The sequence below is a fragment of the Psychrobacter glacincola genome (genome assembly GCF_904846075.1).
Lineage (GTDB): Bacteria > Pseudomonadota > Gammaproteobacteria > Pseudomonadales > Moraxellaceae > Psychrobacter > Psychrobacter glacincola_C.
This window is the reverse complement of record NZ_CAJGZH010000001.1, coordinates 948,374-964,365: the sequence shown is the minus strand read 5'-3', so window position 1 is coordinate 964,365 and position 15,992 is coordinate 948,374. Positions and strand designations below refer to the sequence as shown.

Sequence of the window (15,992 nt, the reverse complement as noted above, 5' to 3'; positions counted from 1 at the left end):
AGTTATTCCTACAGTTAAGTGCAATCGTATAGAACATTGGTCTAGACCATTAATATACCGTGATATGGCAAACTAGGACTTTAACCCCATCGCGTAGTTAGCGACTAGTGGCTTAATATTTGGCAGTTTATCAAAGGCAACCAAGGCCACATTCCTTGCCAACTTGATGGCTGGGTTAGAATGGGTAAAACCATGTACCACGGCATCACAGAAGCGAATGACGCGTTTTTGATCGCTTAGCCGTGCTTTCTCATAGCGTTTTAACAGTTGCGTATCGCCGATGTCTTCGCCCTTTAGTACTTGCGCGCTCATCATTTGTGCCAGCACATGGGCATCGCGCATACAAAGGTTAAAACCTTGACCAGCGACAGGATGCAAGGTATGAGCAGCATTGCCCATGATGACACAGCGACCCTCTACTTGCTTATCTGCCAGCACGCGTGTCAGTGGATAAGCGCCGCGGCGACCAGCAGCGACAAACGTGCCCGCACGCTCACCAAAGGCTTGCTGCAAGGTCGCTAAGAAATGCGCATCGTCTGCTAAGTATTTATTTTCTTCCCCTTTTGGGCAGACCCAAACTACCGAGCGTCTATAGCCTGTCTGATAGTCATCATTGCCATCGCCGTCTGGATCGGTCAGTGGCAACACCGCCAATGGCCCTGCTGGACTAAAACGCTCAATCGCTACATGTTCGTGTGGCTTGTCCGTTTCTACCACACCGACGATAGCGGTTTGCTGATAATCATAAGTTGTCGTGCCAATATTTAATAATTGGCGTACCGTCGAATCGCGACCATCACAAGCGACTAAAACACTGGCCTGCAATTGCTGCTCATGTTCTTCTTCACCATAATAGTTAAAGCTGAGCGTCACCCCATCCGCTTGTTGGGTCACGGCGCTGACACTGGCATTATCGATCAAAGTGATTAATGGCTCTTGCTGCGCAGCTAATAAAAGCTTACGTCCGAGCCACGCATTTTCCATCACTTGTCCAAATGACTCGACCCGCTCTTCAGCTTTGTTTAATTGTGCACGCCCAAAGCTGCCTTGCTCACTAATTTGCACCGCATCGATACGACAAGCATGACTTTGCAACTCATCCCATAACCCAATCTCTTGATAGATCTGTACCGTACGACGTGACAGTGCTGTATTGCGGCTATCTAAATAATGGCTGCGATTGCTGTCATCATTTGGACTGATGGTTGGATAACTGTTTTTTTCTAATAACGTGCTAGCAATACCATGATGCGCTAGTAACAGTGCAAATGACAATCCCACATGACCACCGCCAGCGATGAGGACTTGCTGCTCAGTAGCTGCCTGTTTATGTTCACACTTTTTTTTAGCATTCGATAAATTTACATCAGTATTCTGCATTATCATTCCTAATTTTCATGTCTATTTTACGCTGTTGGGCGCACGCACTATAAGCGATGAATGATCGCTAGAATTCTTTTAATTTTTTAGGGAATATTTAACATTCACACATCGGCATAGCCTTAGTCGAATGCGTAATAGGTCCTAACCTTCGTCAGCTTTCATCAGCCTTCATCATTTTATTCATATTTTAAACTCAGCGATAAAGCACTATGACATCACCCATAGATTACCACAAATCGCCTCCAACTCTGTCGCCTTAACAGTAGCCAAAACGTATACCTGAAACGCTTGATTTCGTCACGCTCTAAATGTTATTTGTAATGTCATAACCCGCTCAAAAATGGACATAAAAATATCAAAGTCGAAAAGCGGTTGCAATCGTCGTACAAAAACAGTGGCATCTGTTCGACGTATGGCTTGAAATTTAAAATCTATCGACCATAATAAAGGCAAGACCGTTACTTATCACCACTCCTAAAACGAATAATAATTCTACGTCATTTCTATCTCTATAACGTAAAGCCAAGACCATAACGACCGACCATTTTATCTCTTAAACCCGCAATGCCATCAAAACCAAATCATAGCATTGGGGTACATAATAAAAGGATAATCGCTTGACTGATTCCATGAGCCGCCGTATAAAGTTTGAATCATTGACACCCGCACAGCTCAAAACCGTGCTTGGTGAATACAACAACCACATGAAATATATCCAACAACGCCTCGATATCAAAATCATGCAGCGTCAAGGTGACTTCTGTTTGAGTGGCGACATATCGAATGTCGAGCGCGGTGAACGTATTATTTATAAACTGGTAGATGAGGCACAGAATACCAAGGACATTAGTGCAGCGGAGCTACATCTTATTATCCAATCCAGCATCGCACGCGATGAGGATATAGAAGGCGATGAGCAATTGGCAGATGACGAAGATAACTTAAGCCCAGCCAGCGACTTTACGCCTACTAGCCTGCGTACTCGGAATGGTAAAATTGTACCGCGCGGTGGCAATCAGCAGCGCTATGTTAAAGATATTTTATCGTCTGATGTGTCATTTGGTATTGGTCCTGCCGGTACAGGTAAAACCTATTTAGCCGTGGCTTGCGCGGTCGATATGCTTGAGCGTAACGAAATCGAGCGTATTTTATTGGTGCGTCCGGCGGTAGAAGCTGGTGAAAAACTGGGCTTTCTGCCAGGTGACTTGACGCAAAAAATCGATCCCTACTTGCGTCCATTATATGATGCGCTATATGAGATGATCGGCGTTGAAAAAGTGGGCAAGCTGATTGAAAAACAAGTCATCGAAATCGCACCCCTTGCCTATATGCGCGGTCGTACGTTAAACAACTCGTTTGTCATCTTAGATGAAGCGCAAAACACCACGCCTGAACAGATGAAAATGTTTTTGACCCGTTTGGGTTTCGGTTCACGAGCAGTAATTACAGGTGATATTACACAGGTCGATTTGCCACGTGGTCATAAGTCAGGCTTAGCGCAAGCAATGGAAATCTTAAGTGGTATTGAAGAAATTCATATCACCAAGTTTGATTCAAAAGATGTGGTACGTCATCAATTGGTACAGAAAATTGTAGAAGCCTACGATGTTTATGATGAAGAACAAGTAGCGTTAGAAGAAAAGCGTAAGTTTGAGCGCAGAAAAGAGCAAGAGCGTAAACAAGTTATTGCTAATGCTGCAGCCAAGCTATAAACGGTCTAGCCTGCTACTTAATGTTATAAAAATGCAAAGCCGGATTACTGTCAGTAATCCGGCTTTTTACGACGAGAGCTTTTTAGATTTAGTCATAAGTTCTATCAGATGATAAAGCACACCATCTTACAATAAAGTAAAAGGATAATGGCATGAGCCAAGAGAAGGGTAACAACAGCTTTGACAACCATGATACAAATGAGCGTGCTGGCGATGATACCAGTTTGGCAGCACTGGATATCAGTGCCACCAATAGTATTGATGATGACATACTAGACACTTTTTATGATCGTAAGCACTTACAGTCTGTGATGATGGCAGCGTTGGATTATATCGATGGGCGCATTAAAGAAGGTCTAACGCTACCCTATTTTTTAGATATCGACCCTGAGTTATGGCAAGAAAAATCTAAAGTATTAGACATATACATTACCGATGAAATTGAGGGTCAGGCATTAAATTTGGAAGCACGCGGTAAGGATTATGCGACCAATATTTTATCTTATCCAAATGATCTGCCAGCCGCAATTATTGAGCTGATGCCAACGCTACCCCTCGGTGAGCTGGTCATCTGTCATGGTGTCATAGTACGTGAAGCCGCAGAACAAGAAAAGACAACCGCACAGCACATTAGCCATTTACTGATACATGGTGTGCTGCACTTATTGGGTTTTGATCATGAGCTTGGACAAGCCGAGCAAGATGAGATGGAACGGTTTGAAATTGAGATTTTAGCAGGTCTCAGCCTTCCAAACCCTTATACTTAGTTCGAATTTTTAGCGACTAGTCTTTGGTCATCGGTAGCTTTTGTGCTTGACTCATCTGATTAATCATCTGATCCAATCCTTTGACATGGACATTACGCTGCGGGAATGGAATGTCGATTTTTTCATCATCCAAGGCGTATTTGAATTGCTCCAGCAAATCACACTGCATGGTCCACCAGTCAGCATTGGTTGTCCAAATATTCAGCGTCAAGTCTACTGAGTTATCACCCAAATTGGTGACGCGTACGATAGGTTCAGGGTCAGTAAAGGCCAACGGATTATTTTTTGCCAAATTCAGCATCACGTTTTTGGCAGTTTTGATATCGGCATCATAGCCAATACCGACCGTGATATCGACACGGCGGTTGGGTAGCGCGGTATAGTTCGTCACGGCTGAAGTCGTAATATCACTATTTGGGATAATGATATCGTGATTGTTTATCGTCGTTAGGTGGGTATTGACCAAAGTAATTTCTGTTACGGTCCCTGTGTAGCTGCTGATTTGCACATAATCACCGCGCACAAAGGGACGAAAGGTCACAATCATGATGCCAGCGGCAAAATTAGACAACTGATCTTTTAGTGACAGACCAATGGCTACTGCAGCACCGCCCAATATAGCGACGACTGAGGTGGTCTGTACGCCAACCTTGCTCAAGGCAGCTAATGCAACCACGACCAGTAACACTCCATAGATTAGACGACCTAAAAAGTTCGCAACGGTGTCATCTAAGCGACTACGCAACATCATTTTGTGAGCAACGGTGACTGCCTTTTTGGCAAGCCAGCGACCTACGACGAATATTAATATCGCTAACGCAACTTTAATGACCAAGCTTAATGCGTTACTGGTTAAGTTGGCAACATCTATTGTAAAACCTAAAAATTCCATACTGACTCTTTATTTTATAGCGGTGTGTGGTATTCGTTTGTTATAAATATTGGTATCTTATCTGTTTGCAGCGTAGCTAACGCTCATCATCTATATATTCAACACGCCCTAATAAGTAACATCCACTTTGTCGCTGTAACGATAGGTACGTATCAAACGCAGCTCAACAATATCTTCCATGTCTTTAGTGAATTTACCAAAGGGCGCTGCTTGGCGTACCGATTGCTTTGCTGCTTCATCTAGTAATGTGGAGTTGGAGCTTTCAAGCAGACGTATGGCTTTAATATTACCATCACTACTAATGATGACCATAAGGCGCACTTCGCCCGTGATACCTTGTGCCCGTGCCTGCATTGGATAATGCAAATTCCCAATGCGTTCGACATGCTCACGGAAGGTGTTAATATAATCAGCCGCGGCACCACGCGTCGTCGAGTTGCTATCGACCGTCACGACTTTTGATTTGGTTGCATAAACTTGCTGACGTTGAGACAGCTGTGTCTCTAAAGTAGCAATTTGTTTACGCAGACGCTCTTCTTGCGCCATCATATCATCTTGTGCTTGCTTACTATCATTATCAGACTCCACGCTCGCTTGACGCCAGCTTAAGGTGGTACGCAGATAGCTTTCTTGGTAATGCTGCTGGCGGACTTGACGCTGCAGGCTAATCACATCTTGCGTCTCACTTATTTGCTCAGCAGACAATGGGCTGATTTGGTCGTTCTCTTGTCTTAATTGCTCCTCCACTGTACCGCCACCTTCTTGGGAAGCATTAGCAATAAAGTGAGCGTCTTCATTTGGCTGCATATTGTCAGTTAGCGCTTTTGCCACATCTTGCATCATTGCTGCAGGATCTTTGCCCATCGAAAAGCCAATACCAAAAATAATAATGGCGTGTACGGCCACAGCGATAACGATGGCCACTGGTAAACTAACATCCCGCTTAGGTGCTTGCGCGGAAAAATGATAGCTTTGTGAATCTTTGATATAGGCCACAATGGGTCTCAGCTTATGAATATGAGCTTATAAATACAAGACAGCAAGTAATAAGCGTTATGATAATGGGCAGGATTTATGCTGGCGCTATCATAACATGACATAGAATTCTGTCGCTAGCACAACCGTTGCCGACTCATTTTAATCCACTCACACATTATTTATCTCCTTTGGTCAATTTATTGACGAGCGGAACCAGCAAAAATGATATAAAACCAATGCGGCTATGTCATCGCTAGACCGTATTTTGAACATATAAGCATTGCCAATTAAATGATTTGCGACAAAACCCATGTGTCCATTTTGAAGCCATCATATTTGTTATATACTGTTTTATAATTTTTGTGTCATTAGGGCGGGTTAAATAGGCGTAAATAGACAGAGCTGATTATTGCTGATTAAGCAAAAACGCATGTAATGATCACTCGCCAGCTTTCATTACAGAACAGTCTGTCATTTTTTAATCAGTCGCTCTTTATGCCATTGAGTCAGCTACCTCCCCTATAATTATAAGGATAATAAGTTTGAGTGATTTTGATAACAGGGATAATTCAGACAATTTTGATGAATTCTTTGAAAATATGGGCTATCGTTTCGACGAATCATTTAGCGATGGTTGGGAGCGCCTTACCCAATCAATCAAACAGATATACCATAGAACGACTGATAAATTCGAAGATGAGTTGTCGCTGCCAGTGGCACAGATTTATGTCAATGATGCGCTGCAGAAGTTCGTCACTGATAATGTAAAAGCCATCTTAGAGTTACGTGTTGAGATGCATGATGACTGGTTCCGCTTATACTGTACGGTCGATGCTGGTGGCATTTATGCAGAGGTGGCGAGTAATTTTAGTTTGATTCATGTACAGCTCGATCGTAACGTCCAGCGATTTGTCTTTGGTCAACAGACTTATACTGATGTGCTAAATCTACGTTGTGAGTCGTTTAGTAAGCGCCAAGGTATCAAACTGTTTATTTGGTTTTATCACACTATTCTGAAAAAAGACCCATTAGGCTTTATTCTCTCTTATATCAATATCGCCCGTGCAAAAGACGAGGTTATCTACCTTGATATCAATCGTTGGTTAAAAAAGAACAAAAAAATCATGAGCACTTTGCATAAAGTTCAAGTCAACTATGGCGAACTTGAAGAAGAGCAAATGATTTTAAAAACTCAAATCAATTATCGTGATTTATTGGCTGCCAGCAGTAACGAAGATATTATCGGCGATGATGATGAGCCTGAGCTGATGCAAGGCCCTATTAACCCCATAGATGATGCTACCGAACCGAGTCAGGTATAAACCCCTCAGTATACAAATGACGTTTTTTACTTAGCAAAAAAGCGCTGACACTTAGAGACTATTATTGTCTTTTAGGGTCAGCGCTTTTTTATCAAGCAAATTTTCAATGGCTTCTAAAGCGTGCCGTCATCAATCATGCAACTACCAGTAATTTTCTACCGCAATATTGCCCTCGCCGCGACGATTCATCACCAAACCTAAAGTCTTGAGCGCTTCTTTGGTATCTTCCACCATGTCTGGATTGCCACATAACATGACGTGCGTGCTATCAATATCTAAGGCGATGCCCGCTCGCTCTTGCAGCGTACCATCTAGCAGCAGCTTGGGCAGACGCTCTGTCAGGGCGCCTTCGACAGGTTCACGGGTAACGATGGGAATAAAGATTAGTTTTGCAGGATTTTCAACCAGCGAGCCAAAATCTTCTTGCAGGCTTGTAATCTTATCCACGTAAGCCAGCTCTTGTGTCGAGCGTGCGCTATAAGCCAATACGATATGCTCGTAGTCTTCCCATGTTTTTAAATCTTGTAGCATCGATAAAAATGGTGCGAGACCAGTGCCTGTTGCGAGCAGCCACAAATCCTTTGGCATGGGCTTTTGATAACGCGCTAAGGTTAAAAAGCCAAATGGTATAGTATTAAGCAGCAGCTCATCACCCACTTCTAAATGCTGCAACTGCGACGTAAATGCGCCATCAGGAATTACGATAGAGAAGAACTCTAACACCTCATCAAACGGCGAAGAAACGATGGAATAAGCCCGAAAGATGTCTTCGTTTAGTTTTTCATTCTGTTCTTCATTAGCGGCGGCATTACCTGCTGCACGCTGCTGTTTATAATATTTTAATTGACTGGGATTGACGCCCAAACGCACAAATTGACCCGCAGTAAACTTAAAGCTATCAGGACGGCTGACAGTGAAGCTAAATAGGTTTGGCGTCCACGTGGTCTTACTAAGCACGGTTACTGTCTGAATATTATCACTCATAAGAATTATCGACTCACTTTTTAGTAATCATTATTTTTATCAAGACTTTGAACGACACAAAATAAAAGATGCGCCAAGCTTATCACAAAGCTGGCGCATCTTGGGTTTCTGACCGTAATAACAGATAAGCAGCGGTATCAGCATACCCCTACTTACCCTTTTTCTATTTACCAAATACGTGCCAGACTTGCCCATTCAATCATGCTGTTTGGCAAGATACCAAAGAAGATAATCATCGCGGTCACCGCAATAACCATAATCCCGCCAGTACGCATCGCCCATTGGCTAGAAACGTCAAACTCAATGAACTGTTTCGGACGTTTAAAGAGGGTGAGCATCACACGTAAATAATAGAATAAGCCTATCGCACTACCCAAGATAATCATCGCTGCCAAGAACCAGTTGGTTCCTTGTACCGCTGCCAATATCGCAAATAGCTTGGTAATAAAGCCTGCCGTCAACGGAATACCAGCCAATGACAACATCATAATAGTCATAACCGCAGTCAATACGGGACGACGCCAGAATAGCCCTTGATAATGGGTCAATTCATCAGCCTCACCAGATAAGCGATAAGGGCTCGACATCAAGGTCACAACACCAAAGGCACCGATAGAGGTTAATGCATAAACAGCCATATACATACTAGAGATACTATCCGCTGCCGCGCCGATACTGACGATGACAATCAACACGTAACCCATATGGGCAATGGATGAATAACCCAATAGGCGTTTGAGGCTGGTTTGACGTACTGCTAATAAGTTACCGACTAAGATAGATAAAGTTGCCATGACCATTAACAGCATTTGCACCGATGGTAAGGCCAATAAAGACGTATCGATTAAGAAACGAACCGCCAAGCCCATCATAGCTACTTTTGATACCGATGCTAAAAAGGTAGCGATTGGTGCTGGAGCGCCTTCGTAAACATCTGGTGTCCACATATGAAACGGCGCAGCAGAGAGTTTGAAGGCGATACCAAACATCATCATCGCCGCACCAAGTATCAGTAGTGGCGACTCAAAAACATCACCTAATACCATACTGATTGGCTTAAAGGCGAGCGAGCCTACTTCGGCATAGATAAATGCCATACCCATGAGCAATGTCGCCGATGCCGTCGCTGACAGCACCAAGTATTTCAGCCCTGACTCTAGCGAGCGGTTGCGCATATAGGTATATGACAGCATACCGTATAGCGGTATAGACAGCATCTCTAAGCTCATAAAGAATGACGCTAAATGCTGAGCACTGACCATCAGTAAAGCACCAATCGTCGATAGCAACATGAGCAAATATAGCTCTTCTTTATTATCCTTGAGATTGGCGAGATACGCATAAGATAACGTACAGCAAGCCAATGCACAGATAAAAATAATCACCATATTAAACTGAGCAAAGTTATCGATCACGAATAACTGCTCAGCATTTGGCATGAGATTACCGCTATTCACCATACCTGTCATTTGCCCAATGAGGGTGAATAGACCAATATTTAAGCCGACGACCGTTATCGTACCAGTCACCATATGTGAGCGTTTAATTGCGATGGCAATCATGACCACCAATACCGTAATAACGACGGCAATGATTGGCGCATAAGGCAATAACCCCATCAAATCATTCATCGTAATATCATTCATGACTTAACGTGCCTCCATTGCATCAAGCAGTTGCGACGCATCTACTTGTGTGACTTGACTGTATATATAAGCGTTATTGATCCACTGCATCGCATGATTTGACGTATCAAGGAACGGCTGTGGATATAGACCAAGCCAGACCAAACCTGCAGCGAGCATTAATAACAATGACAACTCACGCTTGCCCAAATCTTTTAATGGACGCGTAGGCAAACCATGTGCTTTGGTTTCTTGCATGGCGACTGCTTCGATGTTGTTTTTGCCAAATAATGCACGGTGAATCAAAATAAGCGAGTATAGCCCTGCTAGTACCAGACTGAATGTTGCAAAGACCACAAATACTGGATACTGAGCAAAGGCACCAAATAAAATCATGAACTCGCCGATGAAGTTACCTGTCCCCGGAATACCGAGCAACGCGGCACAGAAGAACATCAGTATCGGTGCGTAGTAACGGAACTGACCCCACATACCACCCATCAAGGTTAGATCGCGCGTATGTAGACGCTCATATAACTGCCCTGCCATGATGAATAGCGCTGCTGAGCTTAAGCCATGTGCCAGCATCTGAATCATCAGACCTTGTAAGCTGAGTAAGGTTCCAGCATAAATTGCTAATACCACAAAGCCCATGTGCGAGATACTGGTATAAGCCAGTAGACGCTTCATATCGGTCTGCATAAAGGCGAGCCATGCACCATAGAAGATACCAATCGTACCCAAGGTCATCGCAATCGGCGCAAAATCTTGTGATGCTGCTGGAAATAATGGCAAGACGAAACGAATCAAACCATAAGCGGCGGTTTTAATCAAAACCCCTGCCAAATCCACCGAACCTGCCGTTGGTGCTTGTGCATGCGCATCTGGCAACCAACCGTGGAACGGAATAATAGGCAGCTTAACAGCAAAGCCAATAAAGAAGCACAGCATGATCGGATATTCCCAGCCGCCAAGTGACGTACCGAGCAAATCATTATAATTAAAGCTCACCACCCCTTTTTGGGCGTAGCTGATAATGACCAATATCAAAATGCCGACCAGCATAATAAGCCCAGAAGCTTGGGTATAAATAAAGAACTTAGTCGCTGCATATTCCTTGGTTTTGCCAACCACATCATGACCCCAAATCGCGATCAAGAAGTAGATAGGAACCAGCATCATCTCCCAAAAGAAGAAGAATAGGAACAGATCAATGGCTAAGAACACCCCAATGACGCCGCCCAAGCTCCACAAAAGGTTGAGATGGAAAAAGCCGACTCGACGCTGAATCTCATTCCACGAACAAGCCACTGCAGCAATACCAAGCAACCCTGTTAACGCCACCATCATCAGTGACAAGCCATCCATCGCTAAATGGAAGCTAATACCAAAGCTCGGTATCCATGGCACACTAAATTCAGCGACCCAAGGCACAGCAGCGTCTGGCGCAATGACTTGTTTACTCATGCCACTAAAGTCACCGTATTGCCACAGCACTAGCGACAATACAAAGGTCAACGTCATACCGATTAGAGCAATCCATCGCGGCAGACGTTTATTAAAGCGCTCGACCAACCAACATAACAACCCAGCAATAAAGGGAATTGCAATTAATGCTGGTAGCATCCACGTTTGTTGTAACTCAATCATCTTATACCACCGTCATCATTACCAGCACTAGTAATACAGCCATGCCCAAGCCAAAGCTTGCAGCGTAACCTCGAAGTGACCCAGTTTGCGTCGCAGACAATACCTTATTACCAGCAGATGCCAGCTTAGGCAAGACGAGCCACGCTTTATCGATAGGGTCGGCTTTAAATAAGCGGCCGATGAACAAAAAGGGTTTTACAAAAATTACATCGTATAGCGCATCAAAACCTAGACCATGATAACACCAGTGATATAGCGCCCCACCAACACGTGAGCGCTTAAAGCGGGTGAGCATGCGACCTTTATCCACCACATATAATAGCGCCGCTATTATTAGACCAGCCAGCATCGCACCCATGGCGATAAACTCAGCCGTATGCTTACCATGCGCTTGACCAGCGACTTCCAATAAATGCCCAACACTCTCTGGCAAGACGCCTTGTAATGGCGGAGTGATAAATGCACCCACTGCCGTTGATAATACGAGCAACACACTAAGTGGCAGCCAATATGACACACCAGATAATTTGTGTGCATGCGTCTTTTCTTCACCAAAGAAGATAATCCAAATCATACGGAAAGTATAAAGTGCGGTTAAGAAAGCACCGAATACACCCATATAGAATAAAACCATGTGACCGGTGGCATAACTCTCCCAAAGAATCGCTTCTTTAGAATAAAAGCCAACGGTAACCCAAGGTATTGCCGCCAATGCACCGCCACCAACAATATAGCACCAAAAGACCAACGGTATCTTTTTACGTAGACCGCCCATCTTAAAGATGTTTTGCTCATGGTGTACCGCAAGGATGACGGCACCTGATGATAAGAATAACAGGGCTTTAAAGAAAGCATGGGTCATCAAATGGAAGATTGCGCCTTGCCACGCGCCAACGCCGAGTGCTAAGAACATATAGCCAATTTGGCTCATGGTTGAATAAGCCAAGATACGCTTGATGTCGGTCTGTGCCAGTGCACAGAATCCAGCAACGACCAACGTCAATGCACCGACGCCACCGACCCAATATAATAAAATACCAGGCGTCAGCTCAAACAATGGATGTAGACGAGCGATTAAATAAACACCTGCCGTGACCATCGTTGCCGCGTGAATAAGCGCTGATACTGGCGTCGGACCTGCCATCGCATCAGCAAGCCATGTATGTAATGGCAGCTGCGCTGATTTACCCATCGCGCCGCCAACCAACATCATGGTGGTCAACATCATCGTTGGATTGTTGATATCAAACACTTCTGGTGCACGAGTAATAATTTCTTGAATATTAAGCGTACCAAATTCACGGAATAATAAAAACAGACCGAAGGCTAAGAATACATCACCTACGCGCGTCACCGTAAAGGCTTTCATCGCTGCAAGACCATTGGCGCGGTCATGGTAATAAAAACCGATCAGTAAGTACGAACAGATACCAACGCCTTCCCAGCCAAGATAAAGCAAGAACAAGTTATCTGCCAAGACTAGCAATAACATGCTGGCGACGAACAAATTCATATAACTAAAGAAACGGGCAAATCCAGTGTCGCCTTTCATATACCAAGCAGCAAACAAATGGATTAAAAAGCCAATACCTGTAATGACGCCAGTCATTGTTAGAGCCAAACCATCAAAGCTCAGACCGAAACTTGGGGCAAAATCTCCGACTTGGAACCATGTCCAAAGCGGAATCTCTATGACCGTTCCTGCTTGATTATTGGTCAAAAAAGTATAACTAACGACTAACGTGCATAGTGCTGATAACAGCATACTACCGACACCGACAATCGCTGCCACCTGCTCTGTTAGCTTGTCGCGCATAAAGGCTAAAATCAAAAAGCCAACGAGCGGGAATATAAAGGTTAATGGTAATAAACTCATGACATCATCCTTTCATCTCATTGGCGCTGTCGACATCGAGATGCCCACGCTGATGATAAAACCGCAATAATATTGCCAAACCAATGGCGGCCTCTGCTGCTGCCAAGGTCAAAATAAAGATAAACATAATCTGTCCATCTGGATCGACCCAACGACTGCCTGCCACCACAAATGCTAATGCTGTTGCATTCATCATGATCTCAAGGCTCATTAGCATAAATAGGAAATTACGTCGTACCATGACGCCGCACAGACCAATGGCAAATAAGATACCTGCCAAAATCAGTCCATGGCTCATGGGTATCATGCCCAGTACATTCTGCGCCTCAGCAACTGGCTGTACTAAGCCCGCTACCTCGTGGGCAAACGGCACGTTTGACACATCTTGTGCCACACTCGCTGCTAGTACCATTAGTCTGACTCCTTGCGCGTGACTTTATTCACACCCAGCTGCGTACCTGCATTCATACTTACATAGTCATGCGGGTTAACATCTTTATATTCGTAAGATTCTGCCATTTTCGCCGCGTCAGCATCTATAGGCATGCCGTGATCATCGTAGTGTTTGATACTTGCGACATTAGCATTAGATGCCTGATTATCATTACTGTGGTTTGCATTAACAGTAACCTCATCAGCGATAGACTCTTTACCCAAATGATACGCGGCGACCAAGGCTGCCAATAGTAGCAATGCAGCCACTTCTATCAACATCACATATTTAGTAAATAGCACCGTACCGACTGCTTTGGCAGATATTGTCGAGCCACCAATCATTGCCGCTTCGTCATGACCCATACCAATCATCGCATACAGCACAACCGCGATAATAATCGTTAACCCTGTCGGTAGCGCCCAAGTGCCCGCATCAAGCCAGCGCTCTTCACGCTCATCATTGCTCATGCCTAAATTAAGCATCATGATGACAAAAACAAACAGCACCATAATAGCACCAGCATAGACGACAATCTCTAACGCACCAGCAAATGGCGCGCCTAGTACAAAAAATATCCCAGCGATTGCCAGTAATGACACAATCATCGATAAGATAGCATGCACTGGATTGGCTTGAGTCACGACGCGCAGACTGGCAAATATGGCCACTGCTGCAAGCGAATAAAACCCAGCCAGTTCAGGATGGTTCAAAATATTCATCATGGTAGCAAGCTCCTTAGATCAATCGGTGCAGCTTCGTTTTGTGCTGCGCCTTTTGGTTTGTCCGCTACCGCCATACCCGTCACACGATAATAGTTATAATCAGGATATTTACCCGGCCCTGAAATGAGCAAATGCTCTTTTTCATAGACCAAGTCTTGGCGCTTATATTCACCCAACTCAAAGTCAGGCGTCATTTGAATGGCTGTCGTTGGACACGCCTCTTCACACAAGCCACAAAAAATACAGCGCGAAAAGTTAATTCGAAAAAACTCTGGATACCAACGACCGTCTTCACGTTCCGCTTTTTGTAAGGAGATACACCCTACCGGGCATGCCACCGCACACAAGTTACAAGCCACACAGCGCTCGTCTCCATCAGGGTCACGCGTTAGGACAATACGTCCACGAAAACGCGGCGGCACAGGTACCGGCACCTCAGGATAAAGGATGGTGTCACGCGGTCTGAGCGCATGACTATTGACCATCCACATGCTGCGGACAATGGTAAATAGTCCAATGACGGTCTTTTTTATGGTAGTAAACATGGGATTATTATCCTTATCAGCTTTACCCTAGTTCATCAATGATGGCTAGTGATGGCTACTAGTGATGATTACAACGTTGGGGAAAAGATCAAAATGACCGCAGCAGTAACCAACAGATTAATCAGCGTTACTGGCAGACAAATTTTCCAGCCAAAGTTCATCACTTGATCATAACGCGGACGCATGAGTGAGCCTCGAGCCAAAATAAACATGGTCATAAAGAACAGCGTTTTAATCATGAACCAAAAAGCTGGTGGAATAAATGGAATATCTAAGTTAAAAGGCGCAAGCCAACCACCAAAGAACAAGCACGTCATCAAGGCAGAAATCAGTACAACGTTGACATATTCGCCAATAAAGAACATACCGAACTTCATGCCAGAATATTCAACATGATAGCCTTCAGCCAGCTCTTGTTCTGCTTCTGGTTGATCAAATGGATGTCTATGGGTGACTGCAACACCAGCAACGACAAAGGTCAAAAAGCCAAAAAACTGCGGAATGATATACCAGCCGTCAATTTGTGATTCAACAATTTCGCGTAGGTTAAATGAGCCGGTTAATGCGACCACACCCATTAGCGATAAGCCCAAGAAGACTTCATAACTGATCGTTTGTGCTGCTGAACGTAGCCCGCCGAGTAGTGAGAATTTATTCGCTGATGCCCAGCCACCGAACATGACTGCATAGACGGCAATACCTGCCATCGCAAAGAAGAACAGAATACCGATATCCCAGTCAGCAACACCAAGCGTTGGCGAGATAGGAATAATGGCAAATGAGGCCAATGCGGTAAACATCGCGACCGCAGGTGCCAAGGTAAACATGAACTTATCGGTAAAGTTCGGCGTCCAATCTTCTTTAAAGAAGATTTTGAGCATATCAGCAACCAGCTGCAACGAACCAAAGGGTCCGACGCGGTTTGGACCGTAACGATCCTGCCATAAAGCTAGCATACGGCGCTCATAGACAATCATCATAGCGGCAACCATAACCACGACCAAGAAGATGACCAGTGATTGCCCGACCATAAATAAAATGGACCAAGCATCAAAGCTCATGCTATCAGCCAATAAGCTTGGCACATCAGGGATAATACG

The 15,992-nt window shown here is 44.4% G+C and carries 14 protein-coding genes; 3 read left to right on the top strand and 11 right to left on the bottom strand.

Going from position 1 to position 15,992, the window contains the following annotated elements:
- Positions 1 to 72: 72 nt before the first annotated feature.
- Positions 73 to 1,380, bottom strand: a complete 1,308-nt coding sequence (locus tag JMW85_RS04195) for an FAD-dependent monooxygenase (protein ID WP_227681657.1) — start codon at positions 1,378 to 1,380, stop codon at positions 73 to 75.
- 632 nt (positions 1,381 to 2,012) lie between these two features.
- On the opposite strand from JMW85_RS04195, the gene JMW85_RS04190 reads away from it, so the two are divergent.
- Positions 2,013 to 3,095 (top strand): PhoH family protein, encoded by a 1,083-nt coding sequence (locus JMW85_RS04190; protein WP_201581243.1) that lies wholly within the window; start codon positions 2,013 to 2,015, stop codon positions 3,093 to 3,095.
- Between the two features lie 152 nt (positions 3,096 to 3,247).
- Positions 3,248 to 3,862: an rRNA maturation RNase YbeY gene (gene ybeY / locus JMW85_RS04185; RefSeq protein WP_201581029.1), complete on the top strand. Its 615-nt coding sequence runs from the start codon at positions 3,248 to 3,250 to the stop codon at positions 3,860 to 3,862.
- A 16-nt stretch (positions 3,863 to 3,878) separates the two neighbouring features.
- Here ybeY and JMW85_RS04180 read toward each other — a convergent pair whose 3' ends face one another.
- Positions 3,879 to 4,754, bottom strand: coding sequence for a mechanosensitive ion channel family protein (locus JMW85_RS04180; protein ID WP_045451667.1), 876 nt, complete (start codon positions 4,752 to 4,754; stop codon positions 3,879 to 3,881).
- A 108-nt stretch (positions 4,755 to 4,862) separates the two neighbouring features.
- Complete coding sequence (locus JMW85_RS04175; RefSeq protein ID WP_060490580.1) at positions 4,863 to 5,750, bottom strand: energy transducer TonB; 888 nt, start codon at positions 5,748 to 5,750, stop codon at positions 4,863 to 4,865.
- Positions 5,751 to 6,274: 524 nt separating this feature from the next.
- Between JMW85_RS04175 and JMW85_RS04170 the strand changes: the two genes are divergently transcribed.
- Positions 6,275 to 7,054: a hypothetical protein gene (locus JMW85_RS04170; RefSeq protein ID WP_201581028.1), complete on the top strand. Its 780-nt coding sequence runs from the start codon at positions 6,275 to 6,277 to the stop codon at positions 7,052 to 7,054.
- A gap of 141 nt (positions 7,055 to 7,195) precedes the next feature.
- Here the strand turns inward: JMW85_RS04170 and JMW85_RS04165 are convergent, their stop codons facing one another.
- The 8 genes from JMW85_RS04165 to nuoH form a co-directional block, all read right to left on the bottom strand.
- Positions 7,196 to 8,038: a ferredoxin--NADP reductase gene (locus tag JMW85_RS04165; RefSeq protein ID WP_201581027.1), complete on the bottom strand. Its 843-nt coding sequence runs from the start codon at positions 8,036 to 8,038 to the stop codon at positions 7,196 to 7,198.
- Positions 8,039 to 8,205: 167 nt separating this feature from the next.
- Positions 8,206 to 9,684, bottom strand: coding sequence for an NADH-quinone oxidoreductase subunit NuoN (gene nuoN / locus JMW85_RS04160; protein ID WP_201581026.1), 1,479 nt, complete (start codon positions 9,682 to 9,684; stop codon positions 8,206 to 8,208).
- Between the two features lie 3 nt (positions 9,685 to 9,687).
- On the bottom strand, positions 9,688 to 11,313 hold the full coding sequence (gene nuoM / locus JMW85_RS04155; protein WP_201581025.1) for an NADH-quinone oxidoreductase subunit M: 1,626 nt from the start codon (positions 11,311 to 11,313) through the stop codon (positions 9,688 to 9,690).
- Position 11,314: 1 nt separating this feature from the next.
- Positions 11,315 to 13,189 (bottom strand): NADH-quinone oxidoreductase subunit L, encoded by a 1,875-nt coding sequence (gene nuoL, locus JMW85_RS04150; protein ID WP_201581024.1) that lies wholly within the window; start codon positions 13,187 to 13,189, stop codon positions 11,315 to 11,317.
- A gap of 4 nt (positions 13,190 to 13,193) precedes the next feature.
- Positions 13,194 to 13,502, bottom strand: a complete 309-nt coding sequence (nuoK, locus tag JMW85_RS04145; RefSeq protein ID WP_045445153.1) for an NADH-quinone oxidoreductase subunit NuoK — start codon at positions 13,500 to 13,502, stop codon at positions 13,194 to 13,196.
- A gap of 98 nt (positions 13,503 to 13,600) precedes the next feature.
- Positions 13,601 to 14,347, bottom strand: a complete 747-nt coding sequence (gene nuoJ / locus JMW85_RS04140; RefSeq protein WP_201581023.1) for an NADH-quinone oxidoreductase subunit J — start codon at positions 14,345 to 14,347, stop codon at positions 13,601 to 13,603.
- Entirely contained in the window at positions 14,344 to 14,892 is a 549-nt protein-coding gene (gene nuoI, locus JMW85_RS04135; protein ID WP_045444743.1) for an NADH-quinone oxidoreductase subunit NuoI, read from the bottom strand. Before nuoI ends, nuoJ begins: the two co-directional genes overlap by 4 nt.
- Positions 14,893 to 14,960: 68 nt before the next feature.
- Complete coding sequence (gene nuoH, locus JMW85_RS04130) at positions 14,961 to 15,953, bottom strand: NADH-quinone oxidoreductase subunit NuoH (RefSeq protein WP_201581242.1); 993 nt, start codon at positions 15,951 to 15,953, stop codon at positions 14,961 to 14,963.
- Positions 15,954 to 15,992 lie beyond the last annotated feature (39 nt).

What these genes read in the sequence shown, in the direction of transcription:
- JMW85_RS04195 (WP_227681657.1), bottom strand. Translation starts at nt 1,380, where the DNA reads ATGCAGAATACTGATGTAAATTTATCGAATGCTAAAAAAAAGTGTGAA.
- JMW85_RS04190 (WP_201581243.1), top strand. Translation starts at nt 2,013, where the DNA reads ATGAGCCGCCGTATAAAGTTTGAATCATTGACACCCGCACAGCTCAAA.
- ybeY (WP_201581029.1), top strand. Translation starts at nt 3,248, where the DNA reads ATGAGCCAAGAGAAGGGTAACAACAGCTTTGACAACCATGATACAAAT.
- JMW85_RS04180 (WP_045451667.1), bottom strand. Translation starts at nt 4,754, where the DNA reads ATGGAATTTTTAGGTTTTACAATAGATGTTGCCAACTTAACCAGTAAC.
- JMW85_RS04165 (WP_201581027.1), bottom strand. Translation starts at nt 8,038, where the DNA reads ATGAGTGATAATATTCAGACAGTAACCGTGCTTAGTAAGACCACGTGG.
- nuoN (WP_201581026.1), bottom strand. Translation starts at nt 9,684, where the DNA reads ATGAATGATATTACGATGAATGATTTGATGGGGTTATTGCCTTATGCG.
- nuoM (WP_201581025.1), bottom strand. Translation starts at nt 11,313, where the DNA reads ATGATTGAGTTACAACAAACGTGGATGCTACCAGCATTAATTGCAATT.
- nuoL (WP_201581024.1), bottom strand. Translation starts at nt 13,189, where the DNA reads ATGAGTTTATTACCATTAACCTTTATATTCCCGCTCGTTGGCTTTTTG.
- nuoJ (WP_201581023.1), bottom strand. Translation starts at nt 14,347, where the DNA reads ATGATGAATATTTTGAACCATCCTGAACTGGCTGGGTTTTATTCGCTT.
- nuoI (WP_045444743.1), bottom strand. Translation starts at nt 14,892, where the DNA reads ATGTTTACTACCATAAAAAAGACCGTCATTGGACTATTTACCATTGTC.
- nuoH (WP_201581242.1), bottom strand. Translation starts at nt 15,953, where the DNA reads ATGAGCTTTGATGCTTGGTCCATTTTATTTATGGTCGGGCAATCACTG.